This is a genomic window from Bifidobacterium amazonense (assembly GCF_018555435.2).
GTDB lineage: Bacteria > Actinomycetota > Actinomycetes > Actinomycetales > Bifidobacteriaceae > Bifidobacterium > Bifidobacterium amazonense.
This window is the reverse complement of the sequence record NZ_JAFEJT020000005.1, coordinates 51,238-77,197: the sequence shown is the minus strand read 5'-3', so window position 1 is coordinate 77,197 and position 25,960 is coordinate 51,238. Positions and strand designations below refer to the sequence as shown.

The window sequence follows — 25,960 nt, the reverse complement described above, 5'->3', positions numbered from 1 at the left end:
CGAATCATTCATTCGGGAGGGCTTTCTCAATATCGTGCAAGACGCCGATCAGGCGAGACCGGAGAGCTTGTTGATCAGCTCAGGGTCACGCGTAGCACCCTTGTCGGCGGAACGCGCGAACGCGGCGTACGCCTTGAGCGCCTGCGACACCTTGCGGTCGCGGTGCGCCACGTAGCCGTCGCCGGCCTCGAGCTCGGCGCGGCGCTCGGCCAGCTGCTCGTCAGTCAGCTCCACGTTCACCGAACGGTTCTCGATGTCGATGTTGATGATGTCGCCGTTCTTGATGAGCGCGATCGGGCCCTTGTTCGCGGCCTCAGGCGCGATGTGGCCGATGGCCAGGCCCGAGGAGCCGCCGGAGTAACGGCCGTCGGTGAGCATGGCGACCTGCTTGCCGATGCCCTTGCCCTTGACGAAGGAGGTCGGGTACAGCATCTCCTGCATGCCCGGGCCGCCCTTCGGACCCTCGTAGCGGATCACCAGCGCCATGCCCGGCTTGAGCGTGTCGTTGAGGATGACCTCGATGGCCTGCTCCTGCGATTCGACGACCAGCGCCGGTCCGCGGAACTTCCAGATCTCCTCCGGCACGCCGGCGGTCTTGACGACGCAGCCGTCGGGCGCGAGGTTGCCGCGCAGCACGGCCAGACCGCCCTCGTGGATCTCCGGGTGGTTGATGTCGTGGATGGCGCCGTTCACGCGGTCGGTGTCGAGCGAGTCGAACAGCGTCTCGTGCGTCCACGGCTCCGGGGAGATGATGTGGCCCGGCGCCGCATGGTACATGGTCTTGGCCTCTTCGGTGCAGGTCGGACGCATGATGTCCCAGTCGTCCAGCTTGGCCTCGAGCGACGGATAGTCGACCGAATGCACGTCGCGGTGCAGCTTGCCGGCGCGGTCGAGCTCGCCGAGAATGCCGGTGATGCCGCCGGCGCGGTGCACGTCGGAGATCTCCCACTTGCCGGACGGGGAAGCCTTGCAGATGCACGGCACGGTGTGCGAGATGCGCTCGATGTCGTCCAGCGTGAAGTCCACGTCCGCGGACTGGGCCATCGCGAGGATGTGCAGCACGGTGTTCGTGGAGCCGCCCATGGCGACGTCCATCGTCATCGCGTTCTCGAACGCGTGCTTGGTCGCGATCGAACGCGGCAGCACGGAATCGTCGTCCTCCTTGTAGTAGCGGTTCGCGATGTGCACGATTTCGCGCGCGGCCTTGCGGAACAGCTCCTTGCGGAAGCCGTGCGAGGCCAGGATCGTGCCGTTGCCCGGCAGGGCGAGGCCGATAGCTTCGGTGAGGCAGTTCATCGAGTTCGCGGTGAACATGCCGGCGCACGAACCGCAGGTCGGGCACACGGTCTTCTCGTAGTTGAGCAGGTCCTCTTCCGAGATGTTGTCGTCGGCGGACGCGTACATGACGGAGATCAGATCGGTGTTCTTCTTGACGGTGCCGTCGGCGAGCACCGTGGTGCCGGCCTCCATCGGGCCGCCGGAGACGAAGATCGTCGGGATGTTGAGGCGCAGCGCGGCCATGAGCATGCCCGGCACGACCTTGTCGCAGTTCGGGATGCAGATCAGCGCGTCGGCGCAGTGCGCGTTCACCTGGTATTCGACCGTGTCGGCGATGATGTCGCGCGAGGGGAGCGAGTACAGCATGCCGGTGTGGCCCATGGCGATGCCGTCGTCCACTGCCATCGTGTTGAACTCGCGCGGGATGCCGCCGGCTTCCTTGATCGCCTCGGAGACGATGCGGCCGACCTTGTTGAGGTGTACGTGGCCGGGGAGGAACTCGTCAAACGAGTTGGCGATGGCGATAATCGGCTTGCCGAAATCCTTGCCGTCGACACCGGCGGCACGGTAGAGGGCTCGGGCGCCCGCGAATACGCGCCCATTCATCAGTTTCGCGGATCTCATTTCTGCCATGCCTCTATTCAAGCCCTTAATCGAGACACGGGTGTTGTCAATACTCGGATAGTGGAATTCACATATTGTTTACGCGTTGCCGTTGTTCGGCGGCCTGCGTTCCGGCATATGCGGTGAGCCGTGATGGGTATGCTGGTGTGTCGCGGCCGTTCACGATCGGACACCAGTGAAACATATCGTGAAACTCGTCGTGGAACATGCTGTGAAACTATGACGGAAGGAGTCGGGATCATCGTATGAAACGCATCGTCGCAGGCATCCTCGCTCATGTGGACGCGGGCAAGACCACGCTGTCCGAAGCGCTGCTGTACGACACCGGCACGATTCGCAAGCTCGGCCGCGTCGACCACGGCGACGCGTTTCTCGACACCGACGCGATGGAACGCGCGCGCGGCATCACGATCTTCGCCGAACCGGCCGTCATCGAAACCGGCGATCTCGAACTCACCCTGCTCGACACGCCCGGCCACGTCGACTTCGCGGCCGAAACGGAACGCACGCTGAACGTGCTCGACTATGCGATCCTGGTCGTCTCCGGCGCGGACGGCGTGCAGGGGCACACGGCGACGCTGTGGCGGCTGCTCGCGCGCTACCGTGTGCCGACGTTCGTCTTCGTCAACAAGATGGACGCGCCGGGCGCGGACCGTGTCGCCCTGCTCGCGCAGCTGCGGCGCAGGTTCGGCGACGGCTGCGTCGACTTTCAGGGCGACGTCGCACCGGAGGAATCCGAGGACGTCGCGATGCAGGACGAGGCCGCGACCGACGCGTTCCTTGCGAACGGTCGCGTATCCGACGACGACGTGCGCAGGATGATCGCCGAGCGCAAGCTGTTCCCGTGCTTCTGGGGATCCGCGCTGCGCATGGACGGCATCGCCGAGTTCCTGTCCGGATTCGAACGGTACGTGCGCGAGCCGCGGTACGGCGACGCGTTCGGCGCGCGCATCTACAAAATCTCGCACGACGCGCAGGGCAACCGGCTGACATGGCTGAAGGTTACCGGCGGCGAGCTGCGCGCGAAGATGACGCTCACCAATGCTCGCGATGCTGCGGCGGAAGCCGGCGACCCGGCGGGCCCCACGGACGCCGCGGACGATCCGTGGAGCGAAAAGGCCGATCAGGTGCGCGTCTACTCCGGCGCGAAGTTCACGACCGTCGAACGCGTGCCGGCCGGCGCGGTGTGCGCCGTCACCGGACTGACGCACACGTTCCCTGGCGAAGGGCTCGGCTTCGAGCCGGACGCGGGCAGTCCGAGCCTGCAGCCGGTGCTCACGTACACGCTCGAGACGCGCGGCAACGACGTGCACAAGTGCCTGGTCGCGCTGCGCGAGCTCGACGATGAGGATCCGCTGCTGCGCGTCGTGTGGGTGCCGCGCCTGCAGGAGATCCATGTGCAGCTCATGGGCGCGGTGCAGCTGGAAATCGTCGAGCAGATCATGTACGACCGGTTCGGGCTCGACATCGGCTTCGGGCCGGGCGGCATCCTGTACCGCGAAACCATCACGCATCCGGTCGAGGGCGTGGGCCATTTCGAGCCGCTGCGCCACTACGCCGAGGCGCACATCCTGCTCGAACCGGCCGAGCCGGGCAGCGGCCTGAGCTTTGCCAGCGCGGTGAGCGAAAACGTGCTCGCGCGCAACTGGCAGCGGCTCATCCTCACGCATCTGCGCGAAAAGGAGCATCTGGGCGTGCTCACCGGCTCGCCGATCACCGACATGCGGCTCACGCTCGTGGCCGGACGCGCGCACGAAAAGCATACCGAGGGCGGCGATTTCCGCCAGGCCACGTATCGCGCCGTGCGCGAGGGCCTGATGATGGCGCGCGCGGAAGGCGACGTGTCCGGATACGGCCGGGGCGCGGTTGACGACGGTGCGGACGATGCCGCTGCGCGCGATCGCAAGGCGGGCGCGGCGGATCAGTCCGGAACGACGACCGGTGACGGGGCGAACGCGGCGAACGCGCGCGATCGCAAGACGGGCGCGAAGATCGGAATGGCCGATCAGCCCGGTTCGGCGGGCGACGGCGACGTGTCCGCGATGCCGGTCGACCCCGGCTGGTGCCGCCTGCTCGAACCGTGGTACCGGTTCCGCCTGGAAATCCCGCAGGACATGATCGGCCGCGCCATGTCCGACGTGCAGCGCATGGCTGGCACGTTCGACCCGGTCACGACCGACGGCGACTACGCGGTGCTCGAAGGCGACTGCCCGGTGTCCGAAATGCGCGACTATGCGATGGACGTGAACGCGTACACGCACGGGCTCGGCCGGCTCTCCTGCACGTTCGGCGGCTACCGGCCCTGCCACGACGCCGACGAGGTGATCGCGCGGGCCGACTACGACCCCGAATCCGACCTGGAGAACACGCCGGACTCGGTGTTCTGCGCGCACGGGGCCGGCTATCCGGTCAAGTGGTACAAGGTGCCGGACTTCAAGCATCTCGACTATGCGACCGACTGGAACGACGATCGGGGAGGGGACTGACCAATGGCGAATGACGAGACCGACGAATGCTGCGAGAACGGCGACGAACGCCGATATACGATCCGCGACATGGCGAAGCGCTTCCATATGGAGCCCTCCGCACTGCGCTACTACGAGGAGGTTGGCCTGCTGCCCGGCGTGGAGCGTACGGCCAGCGGCCAGCGCGTCTACCGCCAATGGCATGTGTGGCGGCTCGGATCGATCTGCTGCTTCAAGGACGCCGGCATGACGATCGACGAAATCAAGCGCTTCTTCATGTACGAGGCGAACGAGGACGAGCACATCGACGACATGGTCGAACTGCTCGCCGAACGCCGCGTCGCCATCGAAGAGCAGCGCCGCGCGCTCGAAGCCGCCTACCATCATGTGCTGCGCAAGCTCCACTTCTACGGCGACATCCGCGACAGCCTGCGCGACGGCACGCCCCGCCCCGACTGGAAGGACTACGGCGACAAGATCTTCACCGACTGATTCCGCGACGGGATTCGGCGGGATAAGCAATGCGGCTGCGTACCTGCACAGGCGGTTCGCAGCCGCTTCGACGGGTTGAAGGTGATTGTGGGCTTCCATTTCGCTTACGTGTAGCGGTTTCTTGCTTCGTGCGAGATCCATCCCGCTTACGTGTAGCGGTTCGTCTGCGTTACGGGCAGTAGTTGCGTCGGAATGCTGCCCGTCATACTATGCGTTGCCGCGATTGGCCGCTACACGTAAGCGAGATAGAGAATGGTGAAGGGGAGAAACCGCTACACGTAGTGAGTATTGCCGGCGTTTTGGTGGCCGCAATCCATGGCGATGGGTTGCGGCCACGGTCTGTCGCATTCGATAAGCGATCAGGCTCAGGATTCGATCAGATCGTCGCTGGAGGAGCCGTAATAGCTGCTCGAATCATTGGAGCCGCCGCCGTTTGAGGATCCGGACTGGCCATCGGACGACTGGCCACCGGCTGACTGTCCGTCGGACGAGCCGGACTGGCCGTTCGCGCTGCCGGGGATGCCGCCTCCCATGCCGTTGCCGGACTGGCCATTGCCCGACTGGCCGTTGCCGGACTGGCCGCCCATGCCACCGCCGGGCATCTGCATGTTCATCTGCTGGCTGGAGGAGCCGCCGCGGTCGCCGACGAGCTCGGTCACCGCGAACGCGCCGATGCCTCCGCCGATCAGACCGCATACCAGCGAGACGGCCGCGACGAGGCCCCACGCCTTCGCCAGCGCCTTCTTGCCCTGCGGAGCGCCGTTCGCCGCCGCAACCCCGGGCACGCCCGGGACTCCCGGAACGCCTGTTCCCGTCGCGTTCTGCGCGGTCCACACCGGAGGCTGCTGCCAAGCGCCCTGCGCGTTCTGACCGTACTGTCCGTACTGTCCGTACTGCGGCGGGTACTGGCCGTACGGCTGCTGCGGATAGCCCTGCGCGGCCGCGTACTGCTGTCCCTCGCCCTGCGCGGCGTGCTGCGCGTCGGCGCCGCCGGCGGATGCTGCGGCGGATGCAGTGTCGTTGGTCTCGTTCGCGGCGCCGGCGGACGCAAACCCGGACGTGGTCGGCGCCGCATTGTGATACGTGCGGTACGTCGGCTGCGCGTCGTCCGCAGCGTCGGCGTGGCTGGTCGCCAGCGGCACGGTGCGGTCGGCGTCTGCCATGGTCGGATCGGTGCCGTTGCTGGAATTCGGATTGAAGGTGCTGTTGCTCATGATGGATTCCTTTCGGGGAGGAAGGTTGATTTGCCGTTCGTGATATCGGATAGGTGAACAGAAGAGGGAAGGGGCGGCTTGGTTCGGATTCGGGACTTCCCGGACCAGGCCGCACGTGGCGTGAGAGCTGGCCGTCAGCTCATCGACCAGCTGGTGCTGGTGCCGAACTGGCTGTCGAAGTCGGAGCGGTCAATCGTCTCGGTCGCAAGCTCCGTATCGGAGCCGGCGTCCACGGTCGTGGAGTACGAGCCGGTCACGGTCACGGTGATGCCGCTGTCGCCGGACACCACGGTCTTGCCGTTCGCGACGATCGTCACCGTCTTGCCGTCCTCGTCAACGACCTTGCCGCCGGACGCGACGTTCAGCGCGGAAATCGTCGTGTCCTTGGTGACCACCCACGTTGACGTGCCGTCGACGTTCACTGTGATCGGCGCGTCACTGGTCGAGCCGTTCGCGGCCGACGAGTTCTCGGTGATCGAGGCCGAGCCGGTCCATGTCGAGCCTTCCAGCAGGTACAGGTCGACCGACGAGATCGTGTCCGCCGTCACGTCGCCCTCGAGCGTCTGGTCGCGTCCGGTGAACGTGACCGTCGCGCCGTTCGATCCGGCCGAACCCCAGTTGTTGGAGTCGTTGCCGGACGCGTTGATGAGCGTCGCCCTGCTCGTGTCGAAGTCAAGCGTCGTGTTGTTCAGCACCACGTCGGCGGTCGTGTTCGTGAAGTAGAACATCGAGCCGGATTCGATCGCGGACTTGAGCGTGGAGTCCTTCGCCTGGAACGTCGCGTGCTCGCCGGTGGAGCTTTCCGCGTCGCCCGACGTGGACTGGTAGATGATCACGCCGTTGGCGATCGGGTCGGACCCGGTCTTGCCGGTGTTCGTGCTTTCCAGCGTGGAGTTGCTGATGAGGATCGTGTTGTAACCCTCCATGCCGGCGATCTGGCTGCCGGACGCGGTGCCGGTCACGTTGTCGACCTGCACGTCGCCGGTCGAGTACAGCAGCGGAGAGCCGGAGCCGGCCGTGCTCAGCTCGGAATCGGTGACGGACACGCTGCCGCCGCCGCGGTCGGTCGCCGCGGTCGCGCTGTGATCGTCCTTGGTGCTGGCGGTGACCTTGCCGGCCAGGATCGTGCCGGAGTAGGTCGCGTCGAGCGCTCGCGAATTGTCGGACGTGGTGCTGATCGTCGTGTCGTAGACGAGCGCGGTGCCCGAGTCGGTGGCGAACACGCCGTTCGAGCCGGAGCTGGACGCGGTGAGCTTGCTGCCGGAGATGACGGTTTTCGAACCCTCGCCGACGGTCAGCGAGATCGAGTTGGTGCCGTAGAAGTTGTTGTTGTCGGCGTTGTCGGAGTCGCCGGACTTGGTGAGCGTGGCGTCGGTGATGGTGAGCGTGCCGCCGTTCTGGGCGAGCGCCGCGTTCTGGTCGGATTTGGTGGCCTCGGTGTCGTCGGAGGAGGCGACGTCCTTGCCGTCCGCGGTGAGAGAGGCGGTGTAGGAGCCGGTGTAGTCGTAGCTCATGGTGTTCGCGCCTCCCATGCCGCCGGGCGGGGTGCCCATGCCGGTTTGGGACTGGCTGGAGGAGGAGTTGTGGTTGACGATCGCCGCGGCGCCGGCTCCCGCCACGAGTCCGGAGCCGAGTGCGACGGCCGCGGCGAGGGCGACGAGCTTGCGGGTGACGATCACCGGAGCGACTGTGGCAGTGCGCCTGTTCCTGTTCATGGTGTCATCCTTTCGCTTGTTTGGATGACTCTTATTGAACGACCGTTTCCGAAAGGCGTCCTGCAATGTCGCGAAACGTCGCCTCCAAGCCATGGAACAAATCGCTGGAGGTTTTCTGAACGCTTGCTGGATGTGCAGGACCCGTGCGCGCATGAAGGTCCCTTTGCCTTGTGCGGCGTCGATTAGCGCCGCCTAAGAGGCGCCTCCGTACGGTGGAAGCCATGATCACTGATATTGTTCTTGCCGCTCCCGTCACATCTTGCCCCGTCGACACGGGCGGATTCATCGGCGCGATCACCAACTGGCTCGTCGGCCTCATGACCGTCATGGGCGGTCTCGGCACCGGTGTGGCCGTGTTCCTCGAAAACCTGTTTCCGCCCATCCCCAGCGAGGTCATCCTCCCGCTCGCCGGGTTCACCGCCGCGCAGGGCCATATGACGTTCGTCGAGGCGATCGGCGGCGCGACCGCCGGTTCCGTGATCGGCGCGTGGGCGTTGTACGGCATTGCGTACGCGATCGGCGCCGAACGCATGCGCCGCCTGTTCGACTTGCTGCCGCTCACCGACGCTTCGGACATCGACAAGGCGAACGACTGGTTCGCGCGTTACGGCTCCGCGTCGGTGCTGATCGGCCGTGTGATTCCGATCGTGCGCAGCCTGATCTCGATTCCCGCCGGCATTGCGAAGACGAACCTGCTGCGGTTCACCCTGCTCACCGCGCTCGGATCGCTCGTGTGGAACACGATTCTCGTGATGGCCGGATATTTGCTTGGCGCGCAGTGGTGCGGCATCCTCGGCTTCCTCGACCGGTTCCAGGTCGCGGTCGCCGCGGTGATCGTCGTGCTGGTCGTCTGGTACGCGGTGATGAAGATCCGTTCGCGCATGGCCGCGGCCCGCGCGTAGCCCGTCGGCGTCGCTCGGCGTGTCGCGCGCTTTACTTCGAGCGCTCGAAGTTCTTAGCGTTGATGCCATCGCCGGAACCGTTGCGGAACGTGCCGCCGCGGTTTCGGCAAAACAGCAGGATCCCTGATGCAAGGAGCATGACATGAGCGAAACGATGAAGGCCGCGATTTTCATGGAACCGGGCCGCATGGCCGTCGAGGAAGTGCCGAAGGCGCGTCTTGAGACCGATACGGATGCCGTGGTGCGCATGGTGCGCACCTGCGTGTGCGGTTCCGACCTGTGGTATTTCCGGGGGCTCTCGCCGCACGAGCGTCACGCGCAGATCGGCCATGAGGGCATCGGCGTGGTCGAAGAGGTCGGTTCGGCCGTCACGTCCGTCAAGCCGGGCGATTTTGTGATTCTGCCGTTCCCGTACAGCTGCGGCGTGTGCCCGGTGTGCAAGGCCGGTTTCGAGTCCGTGTGCCCGCACGGCGGCTACTTCGGCTCGAATCAGGCCGAATACGTGCGCGTGCCGGAAACCGACGGCACGATCGTGAAGATTCCGGGCAAGCCGGAGGATTACGACGATGCGACGCTCGCCTCGCTGCTGACGATCTCCGACGTGATGTCGACCGGCTACCATGCGGCCGCGTCCGCGGAGGTCAAGTCGGGAGACACGGCGGTGGTGATGGGCGACGGCGCGGTCGGCCTGTGCGGCGTGCTGTCCGCGAAAATGCGCGGGGCGGCCCGCATCATCGCGATGAGCCGACACGAGGACCGCGCGGCCGTCGCCCGCGAGTTCGGCGCGACCGACATCGTGGCCGAACGCGATCAGGCCGCGATCGACAAGGTGCTGGCCATGACCGGCGGCTACGGCGCGGACGCCGTGCTCGAATGCGTCGGCTCCGAGCAGTCGTTCGACACGGCGATGGGCCTCGTGCGCGCCGGCGGCGTGATCGGCCGCGTGGGCCTGCCTCACTACGCCACGATCAGCGCCGAAGGCACGTTCGGCCGCAACATCGGCGTCAAGGGCGGCCCGGCCCCGGTGCGCCACTACGACCTGCACGCCGGCCTGCTCGACGCGGTGCTGAATCACGAGATCAACCCCGGACGCGTGTTCACCGGCGAATACGATCTCGACCACATTCAGGAAGCCTACGAGGACATGGACGCCCGCAAGGTCATCAAGTCCCTCATCCGCTTCTGATCGCGGTCCTCGCGCCGCCGTCCGAAAAACGGGAACGGGCGACGGGAAAGTCGTTGTCTATCGATTTTCCCGTCGCCCGTTTGCCGTTCGCGGCCGGCCGAACGCGGCGTCAGAGGCTCTTGAGCCCGTCGGCGAGACGGCCGATGGCCTCGCGCAGCCGCGCGCGCGGGCAGGCGACGTTGATGCGGATGAAGTCGCGGCCGTTGCCGCCGAACTGGGCGCCGGGGGAGAAGAGCACCTTGTGCTCGCGCTTCAGCCAGTCGCACAGGCCGTTCGTATCGGCGAAACGCTTCCCCTCGCCCACGAACGCGGAGCAATCCAGCCACAGCAGGTACGTGGCCGGGCCGCTCGCCAGCGTGACGCGCCGGTCGGCCGGAACGGCGGCGTTGCAGTCGTCGATCATATGCGCGGTCTCGCGCTTGTTGCCGGCCAGATACGCGCGCAGTTCGTCCAGCCACGGGCCGCCCTGCCCGAACGCGGCGATCGTCGCGTCCATCGCGAACGCGTTCGGCTCGGCCACTTCGTCCGTGTTGAGGCCGCGCCACACCTTGTGCCGCAGCGTCGGATCGGGCACCATCACGGCCGCCGTGTGCAGGCCGGCGATGTTGAACGCCTTCGTCGGCGCCATGCACGTCGCCGAAATCGACGCGCACCGTTCGTTCACGGACGCGAACGGCACGTACGAGACGCCCGGGTCGGTCAGATCGCAGTGGATCTCGTCGCTGATCACCGTGACGTGATGCTCCCAGCACATCTCGCCGATGCGGGCGAGCGTGTCCCGGTCCCAGATCATGCCGGTCGGATTGTGCGGATTGCACAGGATCATCAGCGTGGTCTGCGGGTCGGCGAGCTTCGTCTCCAGATCGGCCCAGTCGATCGCGTAGCGGCCGGACCCGTGGTCGTAGGCAAGCGGCGACTCAAGCGCGTTGCGGCCGTTGTTGAGAATCGAATTGAAGAAGATGTTGTACACGGGCGTCTGAATGACCACGTTCTCAGCCGGCGTGGTCAGCTTGCGCACCATGCTCGAGATCGCCGGAATCACGCCCGTCGTGAAGATCAGCGATTCCGGGTCGATAGCCAGACCGTGCCGCGAACCCCACCAGTCGACGTACGCGCGGCTCCACTCGTCCGGCACGATCGAATAGCCGAACACGCCATGGTCGAGCCTGCGCCGCAGCGCCTCGCGGATCGCCGGCGCGGTCCGGAAATCCATGTCCGCGACCCACATCGGCAGCGCGTCGCCGGCCTCCTCCCACTTGAGCGAATACGTTCCCGACCGGTCCACCGGCGCATCGAAATCGAACATGCGACCACACCCCAAACACGTTGCAACAGAACAGGTTTCACGCAGAAGCATACCAATTCCGGGCGATGCGTTCACCGAACGCATGACGGTTTGATCGCGTCGGGCATGCGGCCGGCGAGCGCAGGCGGAACACTGTCGGAACGCGGGGCGAAGGAACGCGGACGAAGGAACGCGGCCGGAACGCGGTTCCTTCGCCGAGACGGCGGTTCCTAGAATGGTGGGCATGAACGAACGGACGGGGAACGGCGGCGACAAGCCGCAGGCGATCGAAGTGCGCGGGGCGCGCGTGCACAATCTGAAGAACGTCGACGCGGACGTGCCGCTGGGCCGGATGGTCGGCATCGCCGGCGTGTCCGGCTCGGGCAAAAGCTCGCTCGCGCTGGGAGTGCTGTATGCGGAAGGATCGCGGCGATACCTCGAGGCCCTGTCCACGTACACGCGCCGGCGGCTCACGCAGGCCGGGCGCGCGCAGGTCGACGACGTCCGGTACGTGCCGGCGGCGCTCGCCCTGCACCAGCGGCCGGCCGTGCCCGGCATCCGGTCCACGTTCGGCACGATGAGCGAGCTGCTCAACAGCCTGCGTCTCCTGTTCTCCCGCTGCGCCGGGCACGTGTGCCCGCACTGCGGCGCGCGCAACGAACCGACGATCAACGTCGCCGCCGACCTGCCCATCGTCTGCGCATCCTGCGGCGAACGGTTCCGCGCGCCCGGCGCCGAGGACCTCGCGTTCAATTCGGGCGGCGCATGCCCGACCTGTTCCGGCACCGGCATCGTGCGCGAGGTGAACCGCGCCGCGCTCGTGCCCGACGAAAGCAAGTCCATCGACGACGGGGCCGTGCTGCCGTGGGGTTCGCTCATGTGGGATCTCATGAAGCAGGTGTGCGGCGCGATGGGCGTGCGCACCGACGTGCCGTTCCGCGAGCTCACCCCCGAAGAGCGCGACATCGTGTTCAACGGGCCGGCCGTCAAAAAGCACATCCTGTACCGGCCGAAGAAGGGCGACGACTTCGCCGAACTCGACTTCACCTATTACAACGCCGTCTACACGGTCGAAAACGCGCTCGCCAAGGCCAAGGACGAGAAGGGGCTCAGGCGCGTGGCGCGGTTCCTCAAGGAATCATCGTGCCGCGACTGCGGCGGCACGCGTCTGAGCGCCCGCGCCAGGGCTCCGCAGGTGCGCGGCGTCGATCTTGCGCAGGCGACCGCCATGACCCTGGACGAGGCCGTGTCGTGGGTGCGCGGCGTGCCGGACGCGCTGCCGGCCGACATGCGGCGGATGGCCGCGAACATCGGTGAATCGTTCCTCGACACGGCAAAGCGGCTGCTCGAACTCGGCCTCGGCTACCTGTCGCTGGACCGCGCCGGCGCCACGCTGTCCACCGGCGAACGCCAGCGCGTGCAGCTTGCCCGAGCCGTGCGCAACCGCACCACGGGCGTGCTGTACGTGCTCGACGAGCCGTCCATCGGCCTGCATCCGTCGAACGTGGACGGCCTGCTCGGCGTGATGCGCGATCTGGTCGCGGACGGCAATTCGGTCGTGGTGGTCGACCATGACGTGCGCGTGCTCAAGGCGGCTGATCACCTCATCGAAATGGGTCCGGTGGCGGGCGCGGGCGGCGGCCGCGTGATCGCGCAGGGCACGGTCGGCGACGTCGAAGCGACGCCCGGCAGCCGCATCGCGCCGTTTCTCGTCGAAGACCGGCCGCAGCGCGTGCGTCCGACCGTAGACGAAGCTCATGTGTTCGACCTTGGCCGCATCCACTTGGAAACCGGCCGTCTGCACACGGTCAGGCCGTTGTCCGTCGACATTCCGCGCGGCCGGCTCGTGACGGTGACCGGCGTGTCCGGTTCCGGCAAGACCACGCTGGTGCTCGAAACGCTGATTCCCGCGCTCAAGGCCTGGGCGGCGGGGGAGACGATGCCCGCGCACGTGCATTCGCTGGAAGCCGACGGCATCCGCCGGGCGAATCTGATCGACGCGACGCCGATCGGCGCGAACGTGCGTTCCACCGTCGCCACGTACGCCGGCATCCACGATGAGCTGCGCCGCGCGTTCGCCCGCTGCGACGAAGCCAAGCAGGGCGGTTGGAAGGCAGGCGATTTCTCCTACAACACGGGCCGGTTGCGCTGCCCGACCTGCGACGGCACCGGATCGATCTCGCTTGACGTGCAGTTCCTGCCGGACGTCGACATCGAATGCCCGGACTGCCGCGGCTCGCGGTATTCGCCGGAAGCCGATCGCATCCGCCGCCGCGGCAAGGACGGGCGGGAGTTCACGTTGCCGCAGCTCATGGCGATGAGCGTCGACGAGGCGATGGGCGCGACCGGCGACCTGCGCAAAGTGCACGCCGGGCTCGCCACGCTGCATGATCTGGGACTCGGCTATCTCACGTTGGGCGAGCCGACGCCGTCCCTGTCCGGAGGCGAGGCGCAGCGGCTCAAACTGGCCGGCGACATGGGCAAGGCGCAGTCGGACGCCGTGTTCGTGTTCGACGAGCCGACCATCGGCCTGCATCCGCTCGACGTGCGCGTGCTGCTCGGCGTGTTCGACCGGCTGGTTGCCGCCGGCGCCACCGTGGTGGTGATCGAGCACGATCTCGACATGATCGCCAACGCCGACTGGATCATCGACATGGGGCCGGGCGGCGGCGAGGCGGGCGGCCGCGTGGTCGCCGTCGGCACGCCGGCTCGGATCGCGCGGTGCGCCGACAGCATCACCGGCCGATATCTGCGTTAGGCGTTCCGTGATGCATCCGGCCTGCCCGGGCTTATCCGGGCGGGTGGTAGAGTGGCGGCGTGGTTCAGATGCATGCGATCAAAAGGGCAAGTGCGGACGCGAAATACCGGCAGATGACGGGCAGTCCGATCCGTCCGCTCATCCTGCGGCTGTGCATTCCGGCCGTCGTCTCGAACCTGGTCACCACCGCATACAATCTCACGGACACGTTCTTCATCGGCCAGCTCGGCACCGCGCAGTCCGGCGCGATCGGCATCGCGTTCTCCATCATGACCATCCTGCAGGCCATCGGATTCTTCTTCGGCAACGGCGCGGGCAACTCCATGAGCCGCGAGCTCGGCAAGCAGAACAACGATCGCGCCGCGCGTCTGCTTGCCGTCGGCTTCACGGGCGCGGTCGTGTGCGGCCTGACCGTCGCCGCGATCGGCCTCGTCACGCTGCGCCCGCTCGTCGTCATGCTTGGCTCGACGCATACGATCGCGCCGTATGCCGTGCAGTATCTGACGCCGATCCTCGTCGCCGCGCCGTGCGTGTGCGGATCGTTCGCGCTCAACGGCCTGCTGCGCTACCAGGGCCAGTCCGCGTTCGGCATGATCGGCCTCGTCACCGGCGCGCTGCTCAACTTCCTGCTCGCCCCCCTGTTCATCTTCGTGCTGGATCTCGGCATCTTCGGCGCGGGACTGGCGACCGGCATCTGCCAGACCGTCAGCTTCGTCATCCTGACCACGATGAGCCGCAGGTTCGGCGTCATGAAGCTCTCCCTGCGCAACTGCAGGCCGGACGCGCTGCTCATGCGCGAGATCGTCGGCGGCGGCCTGCCCTCGCTCGTGCGCCAGGGCGCGGGCTCCATCGCCACGACCTGCGTGAACATCGCCGCCAATCCGTTCGGCGACGCGGCCATCGCCGGCATGGCGATCGTCATGCGCATCATGCTCGGCGCGAACTCGGTCATCATCGGCCTCGGCCAGGGCTTCCAGCCGGTGTGCGGCTACAACTACGGCGCCGGGCTGTACGGGCGCGTCAAGGAGGCGTTCTGGTTCGTGATCCGCCTGTCCACCGCCGTGCTCGTCGTGATCGGCACGCTCGTCTGGCTGTTCGCGCCGCAGCTGGTCGAGATCTTCCGCTCCGACCCGGCCGTGGTGGAGGTCGGCGTGGCTGCGCTCCACTTCGAATGCGTGACCGTAGTGGTCAACGGCGTGAACATGATGGGCAACATGATCACGCAGACGATGGGCAAGACCGGCATCGCCTCGTTCCTCGCCGTGTGCCGCATGGGCCTGTTCCTGGCGCCCGTCGTGCTGATCCTGCCGCAGTTCTTTGGCGTGCTCGGCGTGGAGATGGCCCAGTCCGTCTCCGACATCCTTTCGTTCGCCGTCACCGTGCCGGTGCTGCGGCGCATCCTGCGCGACGATCTGCGCGAAACGGGACGCTGACGTGCGTGCGTTGCGCGGTCGTCGCGATCGGCGAGCCGCTGATAGACGGCCATAAGCAACGCCTATAGTCGCGCGGCGTTGCGTGCGTGTCCGCGCCGGTAAGCTGTCCCGTAACAAGTTTGCGGGGAGGACTTCGATGACATTGGAACTGCTTGACTGGCATGATGGGGATCTGCTGGCGGCGCCCGTGTTCGACGCGCTGAAGGGGCTGGTCGAACGCGGCGTGCCGGAACGCAAAATTTTGGGAGTGACGATCAACTCCGACGAGGAGTCGGACACCGACCTGTGGTGTCCGAAATACGGAATCCCATTTGAACAAACCGGCAACGTGGTCGTCGTGCACACGCACAAGACCCGCAAGGCGCCGCCGCAGTTCGCCGCCGCGTTCGTCACCGCGGACACGCGCGCCGACCTCAACGGCGTCGTCAAGCGCACGCTGGAAGTCAGCAAGGTCAGCTTCGCGCCCATCGCCGACGCGGTGGAGGCGACCGGCATGGAATCCGGCGGAATGTCGCCGATCGGGCTGCCCGAAAGCTGGCCGCTGCTCGTCGACCAGCACATCCTGTCGATCCCGAAGCTGTATCTCGGCAGCGGCATCCGCCCGTCGAAGCTCGTGGTCGAAGGGTCGATCTTCGACGACATCCCCGGCGTCACGTTCGTGGCCGGGCTCGGCCACCCGCGCGTCTGACCTGCCGGAACCGGCGGCATGAGGCCGTTTGCTGCCGCATGTCGCAAACGACCCCATGTGAACGTTCACTTGTCCGCGGGGTGAACGACGGGGGTTGAGTCGGTAACATGCTGTCGATATACTGCCCGCTATGTCCGATAAGAAAGAAGAAGTGCGGCCCACCATGCCGCTTGTCCCGGGAGATGAACCCGGCCGTCCGCTCGTCGAGCTGACCCACGTCGAAAAGCATTTCGGCGACCTGCACGTCCTCAAAGACATCAACCTGACCGTCAACAAGGGCGAGGTGCTCGTCGTTGTCGGCCCGTCCGGCTCCGGCAAGTCCACGATGTGCCGCACCATCAACCGCCTCGAAACCATCGACTCCGGCGACATCCGCATCGACGGCAAGCCCCTGCCCCAGGAGGGCAAGGAGCTCGCCAGCCTGCGCGCCGAGGTCGGCATGGTGTTCCAGTCGTTCAACCTGTTCGCCAACAAGACCATTCTCGACAACGTCACGCTCGCGCCCGTCAAGGTCCGCCACATGGACAAGAAGGAGGCCGAGCGCCTCGCCATGGACCTGCTCGACCGCGTCGGCGTCGCCACGCAGGCGAACAAGATGCCGTCCCAGCTTTCCGGCGGCCAGCAGCAGCGCGTCGCCATCGCCCGCGCGCTCGCCATGAAGCCGAAGGTCATGCTCTTCGACGAGCCGACCTCCGCGCTCGACCCGGAAATGGTCAACGAAGTGCTCGACGTCATGGTCGAACTCGCCCACGAGGGCATGACCATGATCTGCGTGACGCACGAGATGGGCTTCGCGCGCAAGGCCGCGGACCGCATCGTGTTCATGGCCGACGGCCAGATCCTCGAACAGAACACGCCCGACGAGTTCTTCGAGCATCCGCAGACCGACCGCGCCAAGGACTTCCTGTCGAAGATCCTCACCCACTGACCGCCTGATCGCGTAATCGCATTGCGACAGCGGAACACCTGAGGAAGCAACTGAGGGAAGCAATATGATATTCAGACCAAGCATCAAACGCGCCGCCACGCGCGTCGTGGCCGCCGTGGCCGCGCTTGCCTGCGCGTTCTCGCTCGCCGGATGCGGCGAGGACGAGGCGGGCAAGATCCGCATCGGCATCAAATTCGACCAGCCGGGCCTCGGTTTCAAGAAGTCCGGCACGTACGTCGGCTTCGACGTGGACGTGGCCAAGTACATCGCCAAGGAGCTCGGCTACTCCGAGGACGAGATCATCTGGAAGGAAGCCCCGTCCAAGCAGCGCGAGGCGATGATCCAGAACGGTGACGTGGACATGATCCTCGCCACCTATTCCATCACCGACGAGCGCAAGAAGGCCGTCTCCTTCGCCGGACCGTACTTCGTGGCCGGCCAGGACCTGCTCGTGCGCGACGACGACCATTCGATCAACGGCCCCGAGGATCTTGACGGCAAGCGCCTGTGCTCCGTGACCGGCTCCACGTCGGCCAAGACCGTCAAGGAGAAGTTCGCGTCCGAAGTCCAGCTCATGGAACAGCCCGGCTACGCGGAATGCGCGACCGCGCTGTTCTCCGGCATCGTCGACGCGGTGACCACCGACGACATCATCCTCGCCGGACTCGCCTCCGCCTCGCGCGGCAAGCTGCGCGTCGTCGGCAAGCCGTTCACGCAGGAATACTACGGCGTGGGCATCAAGAAGGGCGACGTGCGCCTCGCCGCGCGCATCAACGCCGCCATCGAGGACATGATCCAGGACGGCGCCTGGCAGCGCGCCATCGAGGACAACACCAAGGGCACCTCGTACCAGCCGAACGCGAAGTACAACCCGCCGGAACCGACCGAAGGGGAGGCGTGACATGAACGGATTCGTCCAACTGCTGCAGACCTACGACGTGCTCGGCGCGTTCCTCGTCAACATCGAACTGACCCTGTGGAGCGCCCTGTTCTCCACCGTGCTCGGCGTGATCCTCGTCATGATGCGCATCTCACCGATCTCGTCGCTGCGTGCCGTGGCCGGCGCGTACGTCGAACTGTTCAAGAACCTGCCGCTGACGATCATCATGGTGTTCATGGTGCTCGGCGCGTACGCACAGCTCAAGCTCAGCTTCTCCGACACGTTCGCGACGAACTTCTTCTGGCTCGCCGTGACCGGCCTGTCGCTGTACACGGCCGCGTTCGTGTGCGAATCGCTGCGTTCGGGCATCAACACCGTGCCGATCGGCCAGGCCGAAGCCGCACGCGCGCTGGGACTGAACTTCATGCAGGCCGCGACGCAGATCATCCTGCCGCAGGCGTTCCGCGGCTCCGTCGCGCCGCTCGGCAACACGCTGATCGCGCTGCTCAAGAACTCGACCGTCGCCGCGGCGGCGTCCGTGTCGACCGAAACGTCGTCGCTCATGAGCGAAATGATCGAATTCCGCCCGGACGTGATCGTGCAGATCTTCCTGATCTTCGCGCTCGGCTACGTGATCCTGATCATCCCGATCGGCATGCTCACCACGTACCTGTCCAACAAGCTCGCGGTCAGGAGGTGACCCGCCATGGCTGATACTTCGAATTCCGTACTGTTCGACGCGCCCGGTCCCAAGGGCCGCCGCACCATCCGCATCGCCAACTGGGTCGCGGGCATCCTGTTCGCGCTCGTGATCGTGCTCATCCTCATGCGCCTGCACAACCCGCCGGACGGCGAGAACCAGCTGAGCTGGGAGCTGTGGAAGCCCGCGGTCGAACGCGAGGCGTGGACCGACTTCTACCTGCCTGGCCTGTGGATGACCGTCAAGGCCACCGTCGTGGCCGTGGTCGGCGCCGTCGCGTTCGGCCTGGTGTTCGGCGTGGGACGACTGCTGCCGAATCCGGTGCTGCGCGCGATCGCCGCCGTGATCGTCGAATTCTGCCGCGCCGTGCCCGTGCTGCTGCTCATGATCTTCTTCTGGCGACTGTTCGCGTTCGCCGGCATGGACAGCCCCTCGTACTGGGCCGTCGTGCTTGCGCTCGTGCTGTACAACGGCTCGGTCGTGGCCGAGCTGGTGCGCTCCGGCGTCGGCAACCTGCCGAACGGCCAGCGCGAGGCGTCGCTGGCGCTGGGCCTGACCGAAACGCAGTCGCTCATGCAGATCGAGGTGCCGCAGGCCGTGTACGCGATGCTACCGGCCGCCGTCACGCAGCTGGTCGTCGTGCTCAAGGACACCGCGCTCGGCTCGATCATCATGTACACCGATCTGCTGCAGGAGTCGCGCCGACTCGGCTCGATGTACTTCAACATCCTGCAGACGCTCGTCATGGCCGCGGTGATCTACTTCATCGCCTGCTGGCTGCTGTCGCGACTCGCCGAATGGCTGCCTGCGCGCATGCAGCAGCGCACGGCCGCGCCGGCCGAACCCGAGCCGGTCGCGCCGATCGCGATCATGGACCCGTCGAACGTCAACCAGATCGCCGTCGCGAAGGAAGTCAAGGAGCTGCCGCTCGGCGGCACGCCGCGCCAGTACCACGTGCACCATCGCGGCACGAACGCGTCCATCCGCAATTGGCGCAAGACGCGCTACGAGCAGGGCTACGACGAGACGCATCCCGAGTCGCAGGTCGATCCGGCCACCGGTGAATTCCCGGCGCTGGCCGGCAAGGGCAAGTCGAAGAAGCCGGGCAAGGTCGGCGCGATCGACAAGTCCAAGTCCGGCTCCGGCAAGGGCGGTTCCGGCGACGACAAGCCGTCCAAGCCGGACGCGATGCCGAAGAACGAGGCCGTGTTCAACCACGGCAACGACGTCGGCAAGGGCCACACCAATCCGGAAGGGCACCAGAGCCACCCGGGCATCGGTCCGCACCGGCCGAAGATCTGACCGGCCGGATGACGGGGCGGCCGATTCGGCCGATCCGATCGGATGACGGCAAACAGGGCGGGCGCTGATCCTTATGGGACCAGCGCCCGCCCTATATGCTATGCGGCTGCTATCTGCGGCCGCCATTGGGAGCGGCCCCGCAAGACGCCTGCGCAGCCGGGCAGGCTTGCCCGTCGGCGGGCTTACGCGCAGTCGCCGGTGAAGCCGATGTTGCGCGCGAACCGCAGCCGGATGTTGCCCATGCCGTTGGCGTTCGGGTCGATGTCGCCGGCCTGCGTCGGCGCGATTGTGAGATTGCGGAACTCGATGTCGTGCGCCGGATGCTTCGCATCGAAGCCGCACACCTCGATGTCGCGACCCTTGCCGCGCGAGTCTCCGGCGGCGGGGAAGCGATCCTCGATGCGCACGTTGTCGAACAGCATGTCCTCGAACACCGGCACCTGTCCGGAATCCTCGCCGTCGTCGTTGTACGGCACGCCGTGCAGCTGGATGTGCGAGAACGTGCTGTCGTACGCGCGCACGTCGCGCACGTAGCCGCCGCGCTTGCGCGTCGCCTTGATCTCTAGGCCGAACGACGTGCGCGACATGTCGCAGTCCCAGATGCGCACGTTTGCGATGCCGCCCGACATTTCCGAGCCGAGCGTGATGCCGAAGCCGAACTCGGCCCGGCAGTCAAAGATGCGGATGTTCCGGCACGGCCGGTTGATGACGTTGCCTTCCGGATTCTTGCCGGACTTGATCGCGATCGCGTCGTCGCCCGTCTCGAACGTGCAGTCGAAAACCGTGCAGTCCTCGCACGAATCCGGATCCCAGCCGTCGCCGTTGAACACGCCCTTCGACCGGAACGTGCAGCCGTACGTGACGATATGGTCGCTGTAGATCATATGCACGTTCCAGCTGGCCGACTGGCCGAGCGTGAGCCCAGCGATCGTGACGCGGCTGGCGTTGCTCATGTTGATCAGACGCGGACGCACACGTCCCGGCACCGTGTCGTCGCCGTCCGGGCGGCCGACCGCAGCCGGCGCGGTGGACCGGCCGTCGCGGATGCGCTGCTTTTCGCGTTCGATCACGTTGCGCATGAGTTCGCGCCCGCCGCTCAATATCGCGCCTTCGCCGCGTATCGTCACGTCGGTGACGTTGGCTGGGCCGTCGTGGTCGAGTTCGCCGATGTTGATCAGGCTCGACAGGCAGTCCATTTCGATGCCCTCGAACCGGCTGCGGATGTACGGCTCGTAGTCGGCCGGATCCGTGGTGCCCTGCAATGTCGCGTCTGCCGAGACGACGAGCTCGGTGTGCGAGTGCATGCGCAGCGCGCCGGTCAGGAACGTGCCGGCCGGCACGACCACGACCGAGTCGGCGTCGCAGTCGTCCAACGCCTGCTGAATGGCGTGGGTGTTGAGCTTGCGCCCATCGCCGAGCGCATAGTACGGGGGCTGGGTGACGTCGATCACGCGCTTGACGTCGGCCGTGCGCGCCTCGACGCTCGCCAGACCGTGGAATCGGCCGGAACCGTCGGCGTCGACCCGCACGGCGACGCGGTACGTCTGCGACGGCTGCAGGCCGCGGATCACGCAATGCGTCACGGTCGTCTCGCGTTCCATCTCGCCGTTGACCATCACGCGGTAGCGTCGCTCGGCGCCTGCGTCGTCCGGCCGATCCCACCATACCGTCAGCGAATCGTGCGTCGCCGTGTACTGCAACGTTGCCTCAGCCATGTATGCCTCTTTTGTGTCGTGCGTCTAGCGTATTCGGGCTGCAAAGCCCGTTGTTCCATACATGGTTACGCTACCAACGTCGGATGAACCGGCGGCAAACTGTTGCCACGGTTTGCCGAAACTTCCGCTGAAATCGACCGCCGTTCAGCGCGCGATGCGCTCGCGCAGGCGCGCCGCCTCGGCCGCGGTGATCGGCAGAATCGAACCGTGCCGCTTGACCAGCGTGCCGAAGTCGATGTTCTCGGTCAGCCACGCGGCGCCCGTCGCATCGTCCAGGTCGGTCGTGGAGAACATGATGTAGCCCTTGGACTCGCGGAACTGGTCGCACATGAGACCCCACGTCGGCGTCGGCTCGCCGTCGGCGCCCGGCCGCCAGTCGGTGCGGTTGCGCAGGAACAGTTCAGGGCCCTCGAGCTTGCCGAACCAGTCGCCGTCGGGGAACAGGCCCGCCACGGTCGCGATGCCCTGCCAGCGGTCGGCGCGGCCGGTCGTGTCGTGGCCGATCGACGGCGCGTACAGGTCGGAGCATGTTTCCAGCGGAATGCCGCCCTCGGTGGAGGACGCGCGGTAGAAGCGGCCGTTCGCCGCGATCACCGTCGTGTCGAGCGCGGCGCCCGTGTAGTCGATCCACTTGACCGGCGTGGTGAACTCGCGGAAATCGCGCGTGGTGGTCATGTACATGTTCATCGAACCGTTCGGCTCGTCGGGCTGCAGGTCGGTGGTGCTCATGTCCGCGCCGACCGCGAAATACACCGCATACCAGCCGTGCTCCTCGTCCCAGATCGCCTCGGGCGCCCACGCGCATCCGGCTCCCGGAATCGGCGAGGCGACGTCCGGATACCACGGCTCGCCCCAGTCGATCAGATCGTCGGAATGCCAGACGACCAGCCGCGTGCTGCCATGGTTGATCGTGCCGTTCCAGCCGTGGCGGTGATACACGCTCAGATCGGTGGCGAGAATCGTGAAGCCGGTGCCGTTCGGCTCGCGGATGATGTACGGGTCGCGCACGCCGTGCTCGAACCGCTCCGAACGCAGCACGGGATCGCCGTGCCTGCGCAGGTCGTGCCAGACGCGGCCGTCGTGGCTGAGCGCGAAGTACAGCTGCTCGTCGTCGGGGGACTGCTCGAATCCGGTGAAATGGACGAACAGATAGTCGGTGGTCGGCTCGGTCATGTCGTGCTCCTTTGCGTCGAGGTATCGTGAGATGGAACCGACGTTTATTATATCGTTACATATGACGGTCGGCTGTTGCGGACACGACGGGCGATACAGCGGAAAACCTGCTGCGGAACGGCATGTCCGGCAGAAACTTGACGAACATCTGACGGGAGGCGACATGACGGACGGAAACGAACGGCGCGACGATGAAGATGACACCGGCGCAGCGACGACGATGCCCGGACGTCCGGCATCGCCGTCGCCGGCAGACGCGCCTCACGCCCCTCATCGCGTCACCATCCGCGACGTCGCGGCGCTCGCCGGCGTATCGCCGTCGACCGTCTCGCGCGCGTTCGCGCTGCCGGACCGTGTCAGCACGGCGACGGTCAAGCGCATCCTCGACGCGGCCGAACGGCTCGGATACCACGACGATCGCGTCGAAAGCCGTCCGGCAGGCAAGCCGACCAAACTTGTCGGCATCATCGTGCCGGACATCGCCAACCAGTTCTTCTCCACCATCATGCGCGGTGTACAGCGCGAACTGCAGGGCGACGGCATTTCGCTCATGGTCGCCGAATCGCGGGAGGACGCGCGCGCCGAACGCGAGGCGTTCGACCGCCTTGCCCCATACGCCGACGGCATGGTGCTGGCCGGCTCGCGCATGCCCGACGCGACGATACGCAAATGCGCGCAGACGAGGCCGCTGGTCGTCGTCAACCGCGAGGTGCGCGGCGTGCCCAGCGTGGTCGTGGACGTGCGATCCGGCATCGATCAGGCGCTGCAATGCCTGACCGACCACGGGCATCGACGCGTCACGTATCTGGACGGGCCGGCCGCCTCGTGGTCCGCCGGCGTGCGGTGGAAAACGCTCAAGGCCGCGTGCGAGCGGCATGGCGTGACCGTTCGCCGCCTGTGGCCGAACCCGCCCACCTTCGACGGCGGGGCCGCGGCGGCGGAACGCTACGTTGCATCGCCCACCGACGCCGTGGTGGCGCACAACGACCTCATGGCCGCCGGATTCATGGCCGCCATGCGCGCCCGCGGCGTACGCTGCCCGGACGACTACTCGCTGCTCGGATTCGACGACGGCGTGGTCGCGCGCATCTGCGATCCGGCAATCGCCAGCATCAACCTGTCCGTGCCGAAACTCGGCGCATACGCGGCGCGCATCCTGCTGCGGCGCCTCGCAGGAGAGCCGGTGCCGGGACGGATCACCGTGCCGTCGTCGCTGACCGAACGCGCGAGCATCGCCGACGCGCGGTGACGTTCGCGCGCATGGCGGCTGTCGCGCGACGATGCGCGGCATCATACGACCGTTCGCAAACGCTGGCAACAAAAGACCCTACGCGTGCGCGACGTTTCTACGATGACGTCATCATCGGCCGGCGATGGTCCCGGCCGACCGGCCGGGCGCCCGCCCGGACGACACCGCACGTGCAAAGGACGGACCATGGACTTTCTCAGCGACTATTTCCTGCTCACCACGAATACGGCGAAAACCCTCTACCATGACTACGCGGCCGCCATGCCGATCGTGGACTACCACTGCCACCTGCACCCCGAGGAAATCTATCTCGACCCGCATTTCGACGACATCGTCGAGGCCTGGCTCACCGACGGCTCCAACTACGGCGACCACTACAAGTGGCGGCTCATGCGAGCCAACGGCGTGCCCGAAGAGCTCATCACCGGATCCGGCGACCCGTGGGACAAGTTCCAGGCCTACGCGGCCACCATGGAACGCGCCGTCGGCAGCCCCGTGTTCCTGTGGACGCACATGGAACTGCGCCGCTACTTCGGCATCACGGACACGCTCAACACGCGCACCGCGCGCGACATCTACGAACGAACCAACGCCATGCTCGCCGGGCCGGACTTCACGCGGCGCGCCCTGCTGCGGCGCATGCACGTGGACACGATCTGCACCACCGACGATCCGGCCGACGACCTCGCATGGCACGAACGGTTCGCGGCCGACGGCGGCGACACGTTCCGCATGCTGCCCGCCATGCGCCCCGACAAGGCGCTCAACCCCGACAAGCCCGGATTCGGCGAATGGGTGGAACGGCTCGAAACCGCGTGCGGCGACCGCGTGACCGGCTTTGATTCGCTGATGGCACTGCTCGCCGAACGCGTCGACTTCTTCCACGAGCACGGGGCACGCCTGTCCGATCAGGCCGCCGATCTGGTCACCTACGACGAGGCGACCCCCGCCGAACTCGACCGCATCCTCGACAAGGCGCGCGCCGGCCGCGGGCTTGACGCGCTGGAAGCCTCGCAGTTCCGCACCGCGCTGCTGGTCGGTCTCATGTCGGTGTTCGCCGACCATGGCTGGACCATGCAGCTGCACCTGCACGCGATGCGCAACGTCAGCACCCGCGGATTCGCCGGGCACGGCCCCGACACCGGCTTCGACGCGCTGAACGACCGCCCGGTCGCCGAACCGCTCGCCCGCCTGCTCGACGCGGCGTCGCGGCGCGGGGGAGTGCCGAAGCTGCTCATCTACTCGCTCAACCCGAACGACTATCTGCCCATCGCCGCGGTCATGGGCTGCTATCAGGGCGGCGGCGTGCGCCAACGCCTCGCGCTCGGCAACGCCTGGTGGTTCAACGACACGAGGGCCGGCATCCGCCGCCAGCTCGAAGTCATGGCCGAGGAATCGCTGCTCGGCAACGCCGTGGGCATGACCACCGACTCGCGCAGCTTCCTGAGCTTCCCCCGCCACGAGTTCTTCCGCCGCATCCTATGCGAGCTGCTCGGCGAATGGGCCGAACGCGGCGAGATTCCGTCTGACGAGGCGTGGCTCGGCGGGCTCGTGCGCGACATCTCCTTCAACAACGCCAAGGCGCTGTTTGCGTGAATCTTTTCGCTGAGGCGGTTTTTTGATCTTCTGATCTTTGCAGGGCATGTCCCCGTAATGCCTCTGCGATGTGCCTCTGCATGTCTCTGCGGGGCAATTATGTTAGACCTTCTCTGTTTTGCCACGCTGAGAGGATGCTTGGCGTGGTAAAACAGAGAAGGTCTGTTGGTTTTGCCGCGCTGGGCTTCCTTGGCGGGGTAATGAGGTGACGGTCTGTCGGTTTTGCTGCGCTGGGCTTCTTTGGCGGTGCAATGCTGTGAAGGTCTGTTGAATTTGCTTCGCGGAGAGGGGTTTCTGCGGGGTAATGAGGAGATGGTCTGTCGGTTTTGCTTCGCTGGGCTTCTTTGGCGGGACAATGCGGTGAAGGTCTGCCGGTT

The 25,960-nt window shown here is 66.3% G+C and carries 19 protein-coding genes; 13 read left to right on the top strand and 6 right to left on the bottom strand.

The window, feature by feature from the left end:
• Positions 1–48 precede the first annotated feature (48 nt).
• The gene (gene ilvD / locus JS533_RS02360; protein WP_241512954.1) at positions 49–1,911 is read right to left on the bottom strand and encodes a dihydroxy-acid dehydratase; all 1,863 of its coding nucleotides are present in this window, start codon (positions 1,909–1,911) and stop codon (positions 49–51) included.
• A gap of 236 nt (positions 1,912–2,147) precedes the next feature.
• On the opposite strand from ilvD, the gene JS533_RS02355 reads away from it, so the two are divergent.
• Positions 2,148–4,388, top strand: coding sequence for a GTP-binding protein (locus JS533_RS02355; protein ID WP_241512953.1), 2,241 nt, complete (start codon positions 2,148–2,150; stop codon positions 4,386–4,388).
• Between the two features lie 3 nt (positions 4,389–4,391).
• Entirely contained in the window at positions 4,392–4,859 is a 468-nt protein-coding gene (locus tag JS533_RS02350; RefSeq protein ID WP_241512952.1) for a MerR family transcriptional regulator, read from the top strand.
• A 365-nt stretch (positions 4,860–5,224) separates the two neighbouring features.
• On the opposite strand, the gene JS533_RS02345 is transcribed toward JS533_RS02350, so the two are convergent.
• Together JS533_RS02345 and JS533_RS02340 are read right to left on the bottom strand one after the other, a co-directional pair.
• Entirely contained in the window at positions 5,225–6,073 is an 849-nt protein-coding gene (locus JS533_RS02345; protein WP_241512951.1) for a hypothetical protein, read from the bottom strand.
• Positions 6,074–6,207: 134 nt separating this feature from the next.
• Positions 6,208–7,788, bottom strand: coding sequence for an adhesin (locus JS533_RS02340; RefSeq protein ID WP_241512950.1), 1,581 nt, complete (start codon positions 7,786–7,788; stop codon positions 6,208–6,210).
• A 221-nt stretch (positions 7,789–8,009) separates the two neighbouring features.
• Here JS533_RS02340 and JS533_RS02335 point away from each other — a divergent pair, with 221 nt between their 5' ends.
• Together JS533_RS02335 and JS533_RS02330 are read left to right on the top strand one after the other, a co-directional pair.
• Positions 8,010–8,690 (top strand): DedA family protein, encoded by a 681-nt coding sequence (locus tag JS533_RS02335; protein WP_241512949.1) that lies wholly within the window; start codon positions 8,010–8,012, stop codon positions 8,688–8,690.
• Between the two features lie 142 nt (positions 8,691–8,832).
• Positions 8,833–9,876, top strand: a complete 1,044-nt coding sequence (locus JS533_RS02330; protein WP_241512948.1) for a zinc-dependent alcohol dehydrogenase family protein — start codon at positions 8,833–8,835, stop codon at positions 9,874–9,876.
• A 109-nt stretch (positions 9,877–9,985) separates the two neighbouring features.
• Here the strand turns inward: JS533_RS02330 and JS533_RS02325 are convergent, their stop codons facing one another.
• Entirely contained in the window at positions 9,986–11,182 is a 1,197-nt protein-coding gene (locus JS533_RS02325) for a MalY/PatB family protein (protein ID WP_241512947.1), read from the bottom strand.
• Positions 11,183–11,405: 223 nt separating this feature from the next.
• Here JS533_RS02325 and JS533_RS02320 point away from each other — a divergent pair, with 223 nt between their 5' ends.
• From JS533_RS02320 to JS533_RS02290, 7 genes are all read left to right on the top strand, one after another.
• Positions 11,406–13,919 (top strand): excinuclease ABC subunit UvrA, encoded by a 2,514-nt coding sequence (locus JS533_RS02320; protein ID WP_241512946.1) that lies wholly within the window; start codon positions 11,406–11,408, stop codon positions 13,917–13,919.
• Between the two features lie 59 nt (positions 13,920–13,978).
• Positions 13,979–15,352 (top strand): MATE family efflux transporter, encoded by a 1,374-nt coding sequence (locus JS533_RS02315; RefSeq protein ID WP_241512945.1) that lies wholly within the window; start codon positions 13,979–13,981, stop codon positions 15,350–15,352.
• A gap of 136 nt (positions 15,353–15,488) precedes the next feature.
• On the top strand, positions 15,489–16,040 hold the full coding sequence (locus JS533_RS02310; protein ID WP_241512944.1) for a YbaK/EbsC family protein: 552 nt from the start codon (positions 15,489–15,491) through the stop codon (positions 16,038–16,040).
• A 163-nt stretch (positions 16,041–16,203) separates the two neighbouring features.
• Positions 16,204–16,968, top strand: a complete 765-nt coding sequence (locus JS533_RS02305; protein ID WP_162834997.1) for an amino acid ABC transporter ATP-binding protein — start codon at positions 16,204–16,206, stop codon at positions 16,966–16,968.
• A gap of 64 nt (positions 16,969–17,032) precedes the next feature.
• Positions 17,033–17,869 (top strand): glutamate ABC transporter substrate-binding protein, encoded by an 837-nt coding sequence (locus JS533_RS02300; RefSeq protein WP_241512943.1) that lies wholly within the window; start codon positions 17,033–17,035, stop codon positions 17,867–17,869.
• Between the two features lies 1 nt (position 17,870).
• A complete protein-coding gene (locus tag JS533_RS02295; protein ID WP_241512942.1) occupies positions 17,871–18,548 on the top strand; it encodes an amino acid ABC transporter permease in 678 nt (225 codons plus the stop codon).
• A gap of 6 nt (positions 18,549–18,554) precedes the next feature.
• On the top strand, positions 18,555–19,850 hold the full coding sequence (locus JS533_RS02290) for an amino acid ABC transporter permease (protein ID WP_241512941.1): 1,296 nt from the start codon (positions 18,555–18,557) through the stop codon (positions 19,848–19,850).
• A gap of 182 nt (positions 19,851–20,032) precedes the next feature.
• Here the strand turns inward: JS533_RS02290 and JS533_RS02285 are convergent, their stop codons facing one another.
• Together JS533_RS02285 and JS533_RS02280 are read right to left on the bottom strand one after the other, a co-directional pair.
• Positions 20,033–21,565, bottom strand: coding sequence for a glycosyl hydrolase family 28 protein (locus tag JS533_RS02285; RefSeq protein WP_241512940.1), 1,533 nt, complete (start codon positions 21,563–21,565; stop codon positions 20,033–20,035).
• A gap of 144 nt (positions 21,566–21,709) precedes the next feature.
• Positions 21,710–22,738 carry a glycoside hydrolase family 43 protein gene (locus tag JS533_RS02280; protein WP_241512939.1) on the bottom strand — a complete coding sequence of 343 codons (1,029 nt, stop codon included), beginning with the start codon at positions 22,736–22,738 and terminating at the stop codon, positions 21,710–21,712.
• 163 nt (positions 22,739–22,901) lie between these two features.
• Here JS533_RS02280 and JS533_RS02275 point away from each other — a divergent pair, with 163 nt between their 5' ends.
• Both JS533_RS02275 and uxaC read left to right on the top strand, forming a co-directional pair.
• The gene (locus JS533_RS02275) at positions 22,902–23,987 is read left to right on the top strand and encodes a LacI family DNA-binding transcriptional regulator (RefSeq protein WP_241512938.1); all 1,086 of its coding nucleotides are present in this window, start codon (positions 22,902–22,904) and stop codon (positions 23,985–23,987) included.
• Positions 23,988–24,173: 186 nt separating this feature from the next.
• Positions 24,174–25,583: a glucuronate isomerase gene (gene uxaC / locus JS533_RS02270; RefSeq protein WP_241512937.1), complete on the top strand. Its 1,410-nt coding sequence runs from the start codon at positions 24,174–24,176 to the stop codon at positions 25,581–25,583.
• The last annotated feature ends 377 nt before the right edge of the window (positions 25,584–25,960 follow it).